The following is a 13,859-nucleotide window of genomic DNA, read 5'->3' on the forward strand; positions in this document are numbered from 1 at the left end:
TATCGATCGGCGCGGCTCAGTAGGACAGGGTCAGGTTGATGAACAGACCCTTGGCCCGGTCGGCCTGGCCGCCGCCGATGTTGAAACGGTATTGGGTGGTCAGGTCCAGGTAGGACCGGGGGGCGTTGTAGTGGTCTTCGCGGAACCAGTAGCGCAGGTTGAAGCCGGGGCCCGCGCCCATCGACCACGACGAGCCGTCGCCCAGCTGGGAATACGAGTCCGAGCCATCGATGTCCAGCCCGACCATGCGGTTCCTGTTCCAGAGCCAGTCGGCGCCAACCACCGCGTAGGGGAAGAACACCAGGCGGTCACTGATCGCGTCCACCCGATAGCTGCGGCCCACACGCAATTCGCCGGCGCCGAAGGCCTGGTCGCGCTTGATCTTGCCCGAGGTCTGGTCGGTATCGGCGCCGGTGGAATTGTTGCGCTTCCACAGGCGCGCGGACATGTCCTGCCAGGAATAGCCCGCCTGCACGTAGCCTTCCATGGTGAACCAGTCGGGACGGTCGATGCGCAGCGTGGTGCCTTCGTACAGACCATACGTGACGTAGGCCAGCCAGCCGCCGCTGCCGGCGTCCGTCTTGTAGTAGGCGGTCTGGTTGTTGCGGTTCAGGCTGCAGCGCAGGTCCGCCGGCGCCGGGCTGAACGAACCCTTGCGCGTCGCGGTGCCCAGATTGAACTGGCGTTCCAGGCCGAAGGTCAGGCCCACCTCGGTGGAGGGCGTGAAGCGCATGCCCAGCGAGCCCACGGTGGTGGGAATGCCGGAGATGCCCTGGTTCGAGGTTTCGGCCACGTCGATGGTGCCGCCGCAGGGATCCGAGACCGTCTGGCTGGTGGTCTTGCCGCCCTTGTTGTAGAGCGTGTTGGACAATCGTCCATACAGTTCGAACGTGCGCGTCGACGAATTGAGGAAGTCCGACGGACGCCAGAAGATCTCGGCGGTGCTGAACACCGCGTCGCCGGGCACGGTGATGGCCGCGCCGCCCAATCCCGACGAGGCCGGCCGCGCGCCGCGATAGCCAGCCGAGACATAGCCGCCCCATTCGCGCGACAGTCCGGCGATGCCGCTGCGGGTGTCGAAACGCTGCTGCGGCGTCAGCTCGAGCCTGCCGGCGTCGGCTTCGTCGATGGCCTGCTTCAGTTTTTCCACCGCGCCGCGCTTGTCGCCGACGCCCGACAGGGCGTAGCCCTCGTCCAGGATCACGGTCGGCGGCGCCTTGCCGGTGGCGCGGGCCGCCTGGAAATCCTCCAGCGCCAGCCTGGGCTGGCCCATGCGCTGGTGCAGATAGCCGCGCTGCATCAACAGGGCGGGGTCGTCGGGTTGCGCGGCCAGCGCCTCGCCCATGCGTTTCTCGGCCTCCGCCAGTTGCGTCGCGTTGCCGGCCGCCAGCGTGGTGGTCAGCAGGCGCTGCAGTTCCTTGTTGGCGGGGTCCTGTTCGACCGCTTTGCGCGCCTGGGCGATGGCTTCCTGGTAGTCCTCGCGCGCATAGGCGGCATAGGCCAGCGCGGCCGGGCCGCCGCTGCCGGCGGCGTCCGACGGCAGCAGCTCGCAGGAGGTGCCATAGGGCGTATCGCGGCAGTCCTGCAGGGGCGCTGGGTAGTTGGCCAGCGTCAGCGTAGCCGGCACCGCCGGCCTCGAGCGCGCCCGCTTGACGCGCGCCGCGGCGGCTTCGTCCTTGCCGCCGAGCGGTTCCAGCAGCGCCAGCGCGCGCTTGGTCTCGCCGCCGGCAAGCGCGGCATCGGCCGCGATCAGGCGCACATTGCGGCGCTGGTCGTCGTCGAGCCAGTCCTGCTTGAGCGCGGCGTCGAAGTCGGCATTGGCCAGGTCGGTCTTGCCCTGGCGTTGGCGCAGGTAGGCGCGCATTACCAGCGCCACCGTGTTCTCGTCGTCCTGCTTGAGCGCGTCGGTGGCGGCGTCCTCGGCCGCGGCAAGCTGGTTGTCCAGCATCAGCGCGGTCATCAGCAACAGGCGATGGCTGGCGGTGTCGGGCGCCAGCGCCACGGCCTCGCGCGCCAGCGGCACGGCGTCGCCGGGGCGGTTGGCGATCAGCGCCTGGTAGCCTTGTTCGGCGGGCTTGATCGCCAGGCGGCGCTTCATGGTGGTGCGGCGCGCGGTCAGGTCGTTCTTGTTGGGGGCGCCCAGCGCGATGGCCTTGTCGGCCGCGGCCTCGGCCTCGGCGTACTTGCCTTGGGCTTCCAGCGCGTCCAGCCACAGCATGGCCCAGGCACCTTGCTTGGGATCGATGCGGAAGGCTTGTTCGGCGCCGCGCTGGGCGGCGGGGTAGTCGGCGCGGTTGTAGTCGGCATAGGCGCGCGTGGCGATCGGAAAGCCGCGGCGGTAGGCGGCGGTGGTGCCGGGCGCGCCGCTGCCGCCGGCCGCGGCCGGTTGGGCGGCGCGCGGCCGCAGGTTGGCGCGCGCCTGGCGCAAGGCGGGGGTATCCAGGCCGCTCTTGATGGCGTCGGCGGCGGCCTTGTCGGCCTCTTGCAGCTTGCCTTGTTTCTGCAGCGCGTAGATCAGCAGCAGGCGCAGCCGTTCCACGTCCGGGCGCAGCGCGATGGCGGATTCGGCCTGCCGCTGCGCCAGCGCGTAGTTGCCCGCGTCGTAGCTCTTGTAGCCCTCGTCGGCGAACTGATAGGCGGCGCCTTCCAGCGGCGCCTCGGCGGCGCGCGGCGCCGGTTGGGCGGCGGCGGGCCCGGCGCAGGCCAGCGCGGCGGACAGCAGGAGCGAACGGGTCAATGGCTTCATGGGGTCGCGGGTTTGTCTTTGGAGTGCGTCGGCGCGGCGTCGGCCTGCCCACCCTGCTGGAAATGGATGGCTTCCTTCAGCGTGCCTTCATCGAGCCAGCCCTGTTCCATCAGGATTTCGCCCAGCGGCCGCTTGTCGCGCGACTGGATCTCCAGCGCGAGCGCCAGCTTGTCCTCGTCGATCGCCTGCCAGGACAACAGCAATTCGCCCAGGCGCTGGCGTTGTTGCGCCAGCTGGTCGGTGGACGGGAAGTCGTGCATGGTCTTGTCCCAGGCCAGCCGTTTGCCGGTGATCAGGTGGCCGATGAACAGCTTCCAGGCGCGCGCGGCCGCCATGGCGTTGATGAAGTTGCCTACGATCATGCGCGGAATCGATAGCAGCGCGTGCTCCCAGCCGTACATGCGGCCGACGAAATAGGCACGCTGCACCACCCGCAACAGCAGCGCCACCGCGTTGATCCACATCAGCGTCACCAGCCAGCCGCCGGGACGGAAGTACGACGGGTAATACACGGTCCACCAGCCGAACAGGTCGGCCAGGTAGAACAGGAAGAAATTGGCCAGCAGCAGGTAGGCCAGGATCGCGATGAATGATGTCACCAGGCCCTTGCGGTCGCGGAACAGCAGGTACTTGGTAGCCAGCGAGCCGGTCCAGCCCACCTGTTGCCAGCCCTGCAGCCCGATGCCCAGCGTCCAGCGCGCCTTCTGCCGGTAGGCGGTGCGGAAGGTGTTGGGAAAGTACTCGCGCACCCCCAGCGGCATGTGGATGCTGGACACTTTCTCCCGGCCCAGGCCGAACCAGGCGCGGCGGCGGGTCACGTATTCCACGCCGAACTTGCCGAAGATCTGCCGCATGCCGCGCTGCGCCAGCCGCGCGCCGATATCGTAGTCTTCGGTCAGGGTGTCGGTGTTGAAGGGCTGGTTATTGGTTTCGGCGGCCAGTTCGACCAGCGCCTTGCGCGAAAAACACGTGCCCACGCCGGCGGAGGGCACCATTTTTGACAGGCTTTCGCGCACCACCAGGTCCTTGGTGTGCCATTCGGCGAACTCGTCCATGTAGGTGCCGGCCACCAGTTCGTACCAGTGGCGCTCCAGCGAGGTCACCGGCAGCTGGATGAAATCGATGCGCGGCAGCAGGTAGTTGTAGTACTTCAGTTCCAGCGGGTGCAGCACGTCCTCGCTGTCGTGCAGGATGACGCCGGCGAACGGCACCGGTTGCTTGGCGTCCTGGGCGAAGATGGCCTGCACGATCCAGTTCAGGCAGTCGGCCTTGCAGGTCGGGCCGTCGTGCGGCACTTCCACCCGGATCAACTGGCGGTAACGCCGCCGCATGCGCTCGACTTCCTTGATGGTGCGCTCGTCGTTCTGGTAAGTGCCGGCGAAGATCATGTAGTTCTTGTATTCGAGCGTCGACACCATCGTCTCGAGCATCGAGGCGATGACGTCATACTCGAGCCACGCGGGCACCATGATGGCCAGCGGCTGTTCCTCTTTCTCGCGCAATTGCGCCGCCGTCAGGGGTGCGTAACGGCGCTTGATCGTCAGCGAGCGGCGCAGTTCGCGCACCCAGTACCAGCCGTCGATGAACAGATCATCCAGGCTCGAAAGCAGGATGATCACGCCGACGACGGCGGTCACGATCTCAAGGCCGCGGTAATAGTCGGCGATGAGATAGGGCCAGTAAAGCGAGGACATGGGCAGCCGGATCCGGGTTTACTTGTTTTCCTTGTTCTTCCTGCGGCTCATGCGCATGGCGAAAATCAGGATCAGCAGCAGCACCAGCAGGCCGACGCTGATGGCCGGCACGCTCCACGAGATGTAGCGGCGCCATTCGAAGAAGGCGCTTTCGCCGGCGCCGGGCGGATGGCTGGCGTCGGGGTTGCCACTGTCGATCCAGGCCACCGGGCCGGCGGCGCCGATCAACGCGATGTTGCCGCGGTTCAACACGAACGGCGCATCCAGCATGCCGGCCTGCTGGCCCAGGGTGTGCCACAGCACGCCGTCCTGGCCGCCGGCGCTGACCACCTCGGCCGAGCTCAGATGGTCCAGTCCGGAAATGTCCAGCCACGTGGTGTTCTTGCCATCCACGCGCAGCTGCTTGCGGTCGGTGACGGTCACCATTGGCTTGGCGCCTTCCACCGGCACTTCCATGGCCAGGAATGGGCGGGTCGGCTTGACGGCCTGGCCGCCGGCCGCCACCGACAGTTCGGCGCGGGTGGTCGAGATGCCACTGGCCGAGGCGATGCCGATCAGGCGCTTGAGGTTGTCCGGCGCACTGGCCAGGTAGCTGTCCGGCACGATCACTTGCGGGGTGCCGGCCAGCAGCGGCAGCAGGCCGACGAAGGTGCCGTCCGGCTCGGCCTTCTCAGGCTTGACGTAGCTGGTCGGCAGCACGTTGACCGGATAGCCCTGCGGGATTTCGTTGCAGTCCACCGAGACCGGCTGGCGCTGGAACGTGACGCGCACGGCGTTGGTGACCCCCAGCACGTAGCCGGGCACGCGCGCGCGCAGGCGCTCGGGGCGTCCGTCGGCGTCCAGTTGCTTGGCCGCCAGCAGGATGCCGTTCCAGAAGACCGAGGCCACCGGGCGCGTCGACGAGGCGCCGGGCGCGGCCGACACGTCCATGACCAGCTCGCCCGGCATCTGGCCGTCGGCCGAGACCGCGGCCAGCGGGAACGTCGTGTTCCAGTCGCCGCTGGCGACCACGTTGAAACTGTTGGGCGAGCCGCCCAGCGCCGTCAGGCGCAGCCCGCCGTCCTTGAAGGTTTCCGGCGGCGTGGCCGTCTTGACCTGCACCTGGCGTGTCACCAGGATGCGGCGCCAGGCGTTATCGAACGCGCCCGCCCCCTGCGCGCCGGCGTCCGCGGCCAGCGCGATCACCGCCTGCCGGCCCATCGCGGCCAGTCGGATCTCCTTGGAGGGCATCTCGGCGGCGGCCAGCGGCACGCGGCGCTCGCGCCAGGACTTGAACGCCGCCGCGGCGTCAGCGTCGTTGCCCAGTTGCGATTGCAAGGCGTCCAGCGCTTCGTTCAACCGGGCGCGCAGCGTGGCGTCGGCGATCTCCACGTCGCCGGCGACCGCCGGCGCGCCCAGCACCAGCAAGGCGCCGATCTCGGCGGCATTGGCGATCTTGTGCTTGCCATTGTCCGCCAGCGCGGCGAAGGCCGGAATCTGTGCCAGCCCGGCCGGGGCCTGCAGGCCGCGTGTGTCGATTTCGTCGCCCACCGACGGGAAGGCGCGCACCGCCACGCGCTTGCCTGCGCGTTCCAGCGCCACGCCGACACGCCAGGCGCTGTCGAAGGCCTGCTGATCGAGCTTGGCGCTGCCCACGATGAGCGTTGGCTTGCCGGGCAGGGTGCCCCAGGCATCATCCAGGTTGCCGATGGCCGAGGCGTCGTAACGGTAAGTCAGGCGTGTCTGCGGCGAGATGGTCAGCGCGTTGGCGGTAGCCCGGTTGCTCTCGCAGTGGCGCAGCGCGATTTCCGACTGCCAGTCCACGCCCACGCGTAGAAAGCCGGTCTCGCGGCTGCGCGGGTCCACCGTGTAGCCGTGCGCGATGTTGCCGTCGCCATCGGCGATGCGCTGTGCATTCAGCGGCACGCCGTCGGCCCACAACACCAGGCTGGTGCGGCCGGGTTCGCCCTTGGTGTATTTGGCGTCGAAATTCAGGGTGGCGTCGGCGATCGGCACGCCGCGTGGCACCGGCACGTAGAACTCCTGGCGCGCATCGCTGTTGCTCAGGACCACGGGCTCGCTGATGCCCAGATCCGCCAGCGTGGTGTTGCGGGTGACCCAGTCGTCGCCCTGCAATTGCCGCAGCGCGTCACCGGCCGGGCTGGCCATCGCGCCCAGCGGCAACAGCAGGCCGGCGGCCATCAGTGCGCGGCAGAGCGCCTGGGCGGCGGGGAGGGAAGTGGGTTTTGGCATGGGTGCTCCAGGCAGCGGATTCAGGTCGAATGGCATCAGGCTGGCGTGCCGGCGGCCGTTCCGTAAGGATCGAATTCAGAAACGGTTCGGCCGCAAAGCGCGTCAACGATGCGCGCGCTGGCCTTGCCGTCGCCGTAGGGGTTGATGCGACGCGAAAACGAGGCATGCAACGCCGGGTCGTCCAGCAGCCGGTTGACCTCGGCGATGATGCGCTGCGTATCGGTGCCGACCAGTGCCACCGTGCCGGCCTGCACGGCTTCCGGACGTTCGGTGACCTCGCGCATCACCAGCACCGGCTTGCCCAGATACGGCGCCTCTTCCTGCACCCCGCCCGAATCGGTCAGGATGAGATAGGCGCGCTGCATGAACCAGACAAAGTCCAGGTAATCCAGCGGATCGATCAGGTGGACGTGCCGCAGGCCGGCCAGATCGGTCATCACGACATTGCGCACCTGCGGATTCAGGTGCACCGGGTAGACGATCTGCAGGTCTTCGCGGCGCGCCAGTTCGGCCAGCGCGGCGCAGATATTCTTGAAGCCCCCGCCGAAGCTCTCGCGCCGGTGGCCCGTCACCAGCAGCAGCCGGCGTCGCGCATCGAGCCAGTCGTAACGGGCCGCGAGCGCACGCGCCAGCGGCGCCTCCGGGGCCAGCTTGGCACAGGTCATGGCCAGTGCGTCGATGACGGTATTGCCGGTCACGGTGATACGGCCGGCCAGGTTTTCGCGCAGCAGATTGGCGCGCGATTCGGCGGTTGGCGCGAACAGCCAGTCGCCGATCGCGTCGACCACGCGGCGGTTCATTTCCTCGGGGAAGGGCATCGCCAGGTTGCCGGTGCGCAGGCCGGCCTCGACGTGGCCGATGCGGATGCGGCGGTGAAACGCGGCCAGCGCGCAGGCCGATGCGGTGCTGGTGTCGCCATGTACCAATACATAGTCCGGCTGCTCCTGTTCCAGCACCTCATCCACCCGGCTGATCAGGCGCGCGTACAAACCGTTCAAGGTCTGGTTGGGCACCATGATGTCGAGGTCGTGCTGCGCCCGCAAGTCGAATAAGGCCAGCACCTGATCCAGCATCTGGCGATGCTGGCCGGTCACGCAGACGACACTGTTCAATTGGGATTCATTCTGCAGGGCGGCGACCAGGGGGGCCATCTTGATGGCTTCAGGACGCGTTCCGAAAATGGAAAGTATCTTCATCGCAATCGAGCGGCCCGAGCCGGTGGCATTTTCTTGCGTTTATTATGTCTTGAGAGCATTCGTAATATGTGACGGAGTATTTCCCCAGATTCCGAATGGCTGGCAATAGTTCGCGAGATCGTTCTGACGGTGGTGAAAGGGACGGGCCCCGCGAGCCATAAATTGGGGCCATATCTGGTTTCAATTGCCTGTCAGTTGTGTGTCGGCTGTTATTTTATTTCGTTTCTTTTTGTTACTAATGTCTTGCATTATCCCTCTGTAGATAATGCATTAAGTAATCCACCAGCCTGCTTCGGACGCGTCAAGTTTCCAAAACACTTGCATTCTTTGATTGCCTCAAGGGCGCCTGAACACCGCTTGACCTTGTAGTGACTTCAGGCTTTCTCATACGGCCATGGCACCCCCGCCACGGTGCCGCCCCACCTCAGCCGGAGCGTAGCGCCATGGATTCGCCGAAAAGACTGTTGGAAAGCCACCACATCCACGCCCCCGCCACGGCCGTTTCGGGGGAGCGGGCATGAGCGGCGGCCATGAGCACGCCGACGCGCGGGCGCTGCCCGAATCCCGGCTATGGCTCGCGTTCGGGCTGACCAGCACCTTCATGGTGGTGGAGATCGTCGGAGGCCTGTGGACCGGTAGCCTGGCGCTGATCTCCGACGCCATGCACATGATGACCGACGCCATCGCGCTGTTGCTGGCGCTGATCGCGATCCGCGCGGGCCGCAAGGCCGCGGACCTGATGCGCACGTACGGCTATGCGCGTTTCGAGATCCTGGCGGCCGCGGTCAATGCCTTGGTGTTGCTGGGCGTGGCGTTCTACATCCTGTACGAAGCCTGGCGGCGTCTCGAGACGCCGCCGGATATCCAGTCCGCGGGCATGCTGGCCGTCGCCATCGCCGGGCTGGTGATCAACCTGGTGTCGATGCGGCTGCTGGCCGGCTCCAAGGACGACAGCCTGAACGTGAAAGGCGCCTATCTCGAAGTCTGGGCCGACATGCTGGGCTCGGTCGCCGTCATCGCGGGGGCCGTGATCATCTGGCTGACGGACTGGCGCTGGGTCGATTCGGCGCTGGCCGTGGCGATCGGTTTCATGGTGTTCCCGCGCACCTGGGTGCTGCTGCGCGAATGTATCAACCTGCTGCTCGAAGGCGTGCCGCCGGGCATGAGCCTGAATGCGGTGCGCGACGCCATTGCCGGCACCGATGGTGTTGCCAGCGTGCATGACATCCATCTGTGGGCGATCACGCAGAAGCAGCCGCTCCTGACCGGCCACGTGGTGCTGGCCGCGGGCGCCGACGGCGAGACTGTCCGGCTGGAGATCGAGCGCCGCCTGCAGGCGGGCTTCGACCTGCATCACACGACGCTGCAGATGGAGCGTTCGGACCGTTCGGAACAGGAGCATATCCACTGAGCACGGCGGGCGGACAGCAAGCGTTGTGGACGCCCGCTCGGTGGCGGCTGTAAAAAAAAATGGCCGACCCGTGAAGGTCGGCCATTTGGCGCTATGGCGGAAATTTGGTGGAGCCGGGGGGAATTGAACCCCCGTCCGCAAGCCCTCCGCAACCAGTTCTACATGCGTAGTCGATCTATTTGGTTTTAACCCTGGACTTAGCCAACCGACAGGCCGGACCAGAGCGATTCACGTAATTTAAATTTGAACCGTGTGACCCCAGTTCAAACCGATTCCTTGTGAATGTCGCTGCTGCGGTTCGAGGGTTGCCCCCCTGGGAAGTTGCCTTCCTCCGCCTGACCCAAGGACAGATCAGTGCAGCGGCTCACCGCTTAAGCGGCGAGAGCGAAACGCTCGTCGTTGGCGTTTGTAGTGTTCCAGTGGTTTAACGAGCGTACTGGTGCTCGGCATGCCCTGAGTTGTTTCGCGACCCACGTCGAATCCGGATCGGCCCCAAGAACTTTCTATTGTACTGGTAAACGCGATAGTCCGCTGTGTTTCCGCGCCCGCCGGGGGAGGCGTGGCGCGCAGGCCTCAATCGGAGGTCAGGCGTTGGCGCAGGCCGCCTTGCCGGCGGGGCGCGCGCGTGAAGCCGCCATCAGCACGAAGGCCAGGGCGATCGAGATCGCCACGATGACCGCCGCCGCCCAACCGAGCGAAGCCAGGCCGTACTGGTCGATCACGTGGCCGCCGACCACCGCGCCCAGGCCGATGCCGATATTGGCGCCCGAGATGTTGAGCGAGGCGGCGAAGGCGGGCGCTTCGGGCGCCGACTTCATCAGCCGCACGTGGCAGACGATGAAGAGGGCCGCCTGGGCGATGCCCCAGATCGTCAGGGCCACGGCCAGCAGGCCGTGCGATTGCATCACCGGCGCCACGAACGCCAGGCCGACCGCCATCAGCGACGAGAACAGGGCGGTGGCGCCCAGCGGGCTGCGGTCGACCATGCGGCCGCCCAGGGTGTTGCCGATCAGGCCGACGGCGCCAAACGCCATCATGGTCCAGCCGACGATCTGGCCATTGAAGCCGGCCAGTCGTTCCAGCATGTCCGCCAGATAGGTATAGGCGGTGAACATGCCCGTGAACACCAGCAGCGACAGCAGCACGTGGCCGACCACGATCGGATTGCGCAGGATGCGCAGCTGCGTCACCAATTTCACGTTTTCGGCGCGGATGCGAGTGCTGGGGAAGGCCAGCAGCAACAACAGCGCTTTGGCGAATGCCACCGCGGACAGCACGCCGAAGGCCGCGCGCCAGCCGAACGCATCGGAAATCAGCACGCCGATGGGAATGCCGAAGACGGTGGCGGCGACGATGCCGAACGCCACCATCGAGATGGCGCGGCCGGCGCGGGCCGGGCCCACCAGTTCCACCGCGGTGGCGCTGGCCAGCGACCAGAAAACCGGCAGCGCCAGCGCCGGCACGAAGCGGGCCACTGCCATGACCCAGATATTCGGCGCCACGGCCGCCAGGGCATTGGACAGCCCGAACAGCACCAGCACGCTGATGAACAGGCGCTTGCGCTCGATATTGGCCATCAGCGCGGTCAGCAGCGGGCCGGTGGCGGCCACGGTGAAGGCGAACAGCGAGACCAGCAGGCCGGCCTGGGACACCGTCACATCAAGGTCGCGGGCCAGGCTGGGCAGCAGGCCGACGATCAGGAATTCGGTGGTCAGGATGGTGAAGCCGGCGGCCGAAAGTAACAGGATGGGCAAAAGCATGGGCAATTCCAGGTACGCGCGAAGCCGTGAGGCAACACGCGGTGAGTGGATGAAAGGTCTAAAAGGTCCAGGTTGCGCGCCGGGGAGACGTCGGCGCGCGGGCGCATGAGGGCGGCAAGCCGTCGATGCGTAACGAGAATCGCCGTGCGGGCGTGGCCGCGCGGCATCCGGCCTTGGCCGGGAAAGGCAATTGGGAGGCACCCGCATTGCCCTGCATTGAAGGTACTTTAATTCACCGGCCGCCAGGGATAAACCCTTTTGGGCCGGATAAATTGTTCGGTCAGGCCAACTAATCCGACCGTGCTCCTGTCATGCCGGCCCGCATGCCGCCGGGCAGGGCGGCGATGCGAGTCGAGGGAGATCAGCGCGGATGACGATGCTTCAACGCAGATCGCGCGGCAGCAGCGGCGCGATCGCCGTCCACAGTTCGGCTGGCGTGTTGGCGCAGGTCTCGGCTTCCCAGGTGCTGATGTTGTCTTCTTCGCCGACGTATCCGTAGGCGGCGGCAACCGCCGGCATCCCGGCCGCGTGCGCCGCCTGGATGTCGCGCAGGTCGTCGCCGACGTAGACGCAGCGGTCGGTGGCGAAGCCGGCCTCGCGCGCGGCGTGCTGCAGCGGCAGCGGATGCGGCTTGGCGTGGGCTGTGGTGTCGCCGCAGACCAGCACGGCGCTGTCACGGGTCAGGTTCAGGTGCTCGACGATCGGCAGGGTCAGGTAGGTGACTTTGTTGGTGACGATGCCCCATGACAGGCCGCGCTGGCGGATATCGGACAGCAACGCCTCGATGCCCGGGAACAGCTTGCTGTGGACCGTGGAGCTGGCGGCGTAGTCTTCCAGGAACTGCAGGCGGGTCGGCTCGTACTCGTCATCGCCCGGCTTCAGCCCCAACGCCACGCGCAGCAGGCCGCGCGCGCCCTGTGACGCGACCGGGCGCAGCGTTTCGTAGGGCAGGGGTTCCAGCCCGCGGCGGGTGCGCTGCTGGTTGGCGGCGGCGGCCAGGTCGGGAGCGGTGTCGGCCAGCGTGCCGTCGAAATCAAACAGGATCAGGGCGCTCATTTGCGGGTAGCCATCAGGTAGTTGACCGAAGTGTCGGACGTCAGCGAATAGATCTGGGTGATCGGGTTGTATTCCATGCCGCGCATGCCGACCGGTTCCAGGCCGGCGCCGCGGGCGGCTGATGCCAGTTCGCTCGGCTTGATGAACATGTCGTAGGTGTGGGTGCCGCGCGGTAGCAGGCGCAGCACGTATTCGGCGCCAATGATGGCGAACAGGAACGACTTCGGATTGCGGTTCAGGGTCGAGAAGAACACCCAGCCGCCCGGCTTGGTCAGCGCCGCGCAGGCGCGCACGATGGAGGCCGGGTCCGGCACGTGTTCCAGCATTTCCATGCAGGTGACCACGTCGTATTGGCCCGGCTGCTCGGCCGCCAATTGCTCTACGGGCACCTTGCGATACTCGACCTTGACGCCTGATTCCAGTCCGTGCAATTTGGCGATCTTGAGCGACTTGTCGGCCAGGTCGATGCCCGTGACGTCCGCCCCGCCGCGGGCCATGGCTTCCGACAGGATGCCGCCGCCGCAGCCGACATCCAGCACCTTCTTGCCCGCCAGGCTGCCCACGCTTTCCTGGATCCATTCCAGGCGCAAGGGGTTGATGGCGTGCAGGGGCTTGAATTCGCTTTCGGGGTCCCACCAACGGCTGGCCAGCGCGGCGAACTTGTCCAGTTCGGCCTGGTCGGCGTTGATGGTGGCTTGGGCGGAGTCGGAAGTGTGGGGGCTCATGGGCGGTCCAGCATAAGGCGGCACTCTATATATATAGAGCGGGACGGCGGCGCTCGCGGGCGCCGGGTTGATTGCACCGTGTTGGTGCAAGCCGGGCGAAAAAAAGGGCCTCGCTATGCGAGGCCCTTTATTGTAGCTAGTCCGGCAATTACTTGCGGCTACCCACGATTTCGATTTCAACGCGACGGTTCTGGGCGCGGCCTTCTTTCGTCTTGTTGGAAGCGATCGGGTTCTTCTTACCCTTGCCTTCCGTGTAGATACGGTTCGGATCGATGCCCTTGCTGACCAGGTAGGCCTTGACCGAAGCGGCACGACGCTCGGACAGCTTCTGGTTGTAGGCGTCCGTACCGATCGAGTCGGTGTGGCCGACGGCGATGATGGTTTCCAGCTCGATACCGCGAGCTTGCTGGGCGACTTGGTCCAGCAGTTGACGGCCTTCGGGCTTCAGGGTCGACTTGTCGAAGTCGAAGAACGTGTCAGCGTTGAACACGACCTTGGCCGCCATCGGGGCCGGCTTCGCCTTCTGTTGAGCGACCGGAACGCCGTCGCAACCGGGGATGCCGGTGGCCGGGGTCCAGAACGCATCGCGCCAGCACAGTTCGTTCGTACCGTTCTTCCAAACGTTACCGAACGGATTGCGCCAGTTGTCCACCGTCTGCGGATAGGACTGGGCCGAGGCTACACCCGAGGCCGTGACGGCGGCGAAGGCGAGCGCCAGAGCGAATTTGGAGGGTTTGTTCATGTTTCTCCTCGTTGAGCTTGAAGCTGGATAAGTGACTCGCAGCGAACCCCCGCCGCATATCAGGAAAACGGGGCCAGTATAGCAACGCCAAGAGCTGGTTCAAAGGAATAGCTACTGGGTTTCCTGCGTGCTGGAAACAATCTTAAGGCATTTGGGGGGCTTTGGCTTCCCTGGACAGCCGCATTGGTGCTGGATATGACGTTTTCCGCGCTCCATCCGTTTGCCATGTTGGTTTTTGACAACAGGCTCGCCGGACGTTGGCGAACGTGCCGGTGCCGCTTGCCGCCGACATCCGCG

9 protein-coding genes and 1 other RNA gene are annotated in these 13,859 nt (G+C 66.2%); 1 reads left to right on the forward strand and 9 read right to left on the reverse strand.

Annotation, left to right across the window (positions count from 1 at the left end; genetic code table 11):
• Nucleotides 1–16: 16 nt before the first annotated feature.
• Genes AruCF_RS04860 through wecB form a run of 4 tightly spaced genes read right to left on the reverse strand, consistent with a single transcriptional unit; the run spans nt 17 to nt 7,868 of the window.
• Entirely contained in the window at nt 17–2,746 is a 2,730-nt protein-coding gene (locus AruCF_RS04860) for an NfrA family protein (protein WP_083036559.1), read from the reverse strand.
• On the reverse strand, nt 2,743–4,440 hold the full coding sequence (locus AruCF_RS04865) for a glycosyl transferase family protein (protein WP_049072315.1): 1,698 nt from the start codon (nt 4,438–4,440) through the stop codon (nt 2,743–2,745). The genes AruCF_RS04860 and AruCF_RS04865 overlap by 4 nt, the downstream gene beginning before the upstream one ends.
• Nucleotides 4,441–4,458: 18 nt before the next feature.
• On the reverse strand, nt 4,459–6,672 hold the full coding sequence (locus AruCF_RS04870) for a cellulose biosynthesis cyclic di-GMP-binding regulatory protein BcsB (protein WP_083036562.1): 2,214 nt from the start codon (nt 6,670–6,672) through the stop codon (nt 4,459–4,461).
• Between the two features lie 35 nt (nt 6,673–6,707).
• Nucleotides 6,708–7,868 carry a non-hydrolyzing UDP-N-acetylglucosamine 2-epimerase gene (wecB, locus tag AruCF_RS04875; protein WP_049072317.1) on the reverse strand — a complete coding sequence of 387 codons (1,161 nt, stop codon included), beginning with the start codon at nt 7,866–7,868 and terminating at the stop codon, nt 6,708–6,710.
• 517 nt (nt 7,869–8,385) lie between these two features.
• Here wecB and AruCF_RS04880 point away from each other — a divergent pair.
• Nucleotides 8,386–9,279 (forward strand): cation diffusion facilitator family transporter, encoded by an 894-nt coding sequence (locus AruCF_RS04880; RefSeq protein WP_049072318.1) that lies wholly within the window; start codon nt 8,386–8,388, stop codon nt 9,277–9,279.
• Nucleotides 9,280–9,384: 105 nt separating this feature from the next.
• Here AruCF_RS04880 and ssrA read toward each other — a convergent pair.
• The 5 genes from ssrA to ompA all read right to left on the reverse strand — a co-directional run bounded on the left by ssrA (nt 9,385) and on the right by ompA (nt 13,562).
• Nucleotides 9,385–9,773: a transfer-messenger RNA gene (ssrA, locus tag AruCF_RS04885) on the reverse strand.
• Nucleotides 9,774–9,863: 90 nt separating this feature from the next.
• Nucleotides 9,864–11,039 carry an MFS transporter gene (locus AruCF_RS04890; RefSeq protein WP_049072331.1) on the reverse strand — a complete coding sequence of 392 codons (1,176 nt, stop codon included), beginning with the start codon at nt 11,037–11,039 and terminating at the stop codon, nt 9,864–9,866.
• 381 nt (nt 11,040–11,420) lie between these two features.
• Nucleotides 11,421–12,095 carry an HAD-IA family hydrolase gene (locus AruCF_RS04895; RefSeq protein WP_049072332.1) on the reverse strand — a complete coding sequence of 225 codons (675 nt, stop codon included), beginning with the start codon at nt 12,093–12,095 and terminating at the stop codon, nt 11,421–11,423.
• Nucleotides 12,092–12,820: a bifunctional 2-polyprenyl-6-hydroxyphenol methylase/3-demethylubiquinol 3-O-methyltransferase UbiG gene (gene ubiG / locus AruCF_RS04900; protein WP_049072333.1), complete on the reverse strand. Its 729-nt coding sequence runs from the start codon at nt 12,818–12,820 to the stop codon at nt 12,092–12,094. Before ubiG ends, AruCF_RS04895 begins: the two co-directional genes overlap by 4 nt.
• Before the next feature lie 148 nt (nt 12,821–12,968).
• Nucleotides 12,969–13,562 carry an outer membrane protein OmpA gene (ompA, locus tag AruCF_RS04905; protein ID WP_049072334.1) on the reverse strand — a complete coding sequence of 198 codons (594 nt, stop codon included), beginning with the start codon at nt 13,560–13,562 and terminating at the stop codon, nt 12,969–12,971.
• Nucleotides 13,563–13,859 lie beyond the last annotated feature (297 nt).

This window comes from Achromobacter ruhlandii (assembly GCF_002082135.1).
Lineage (GTDB): Bacteria > Pseudomonadota > Gammaproteobacteria > Burkholderiales > Burkholderiaceae_B > Achromobacter > Achromobacter ruhlandii.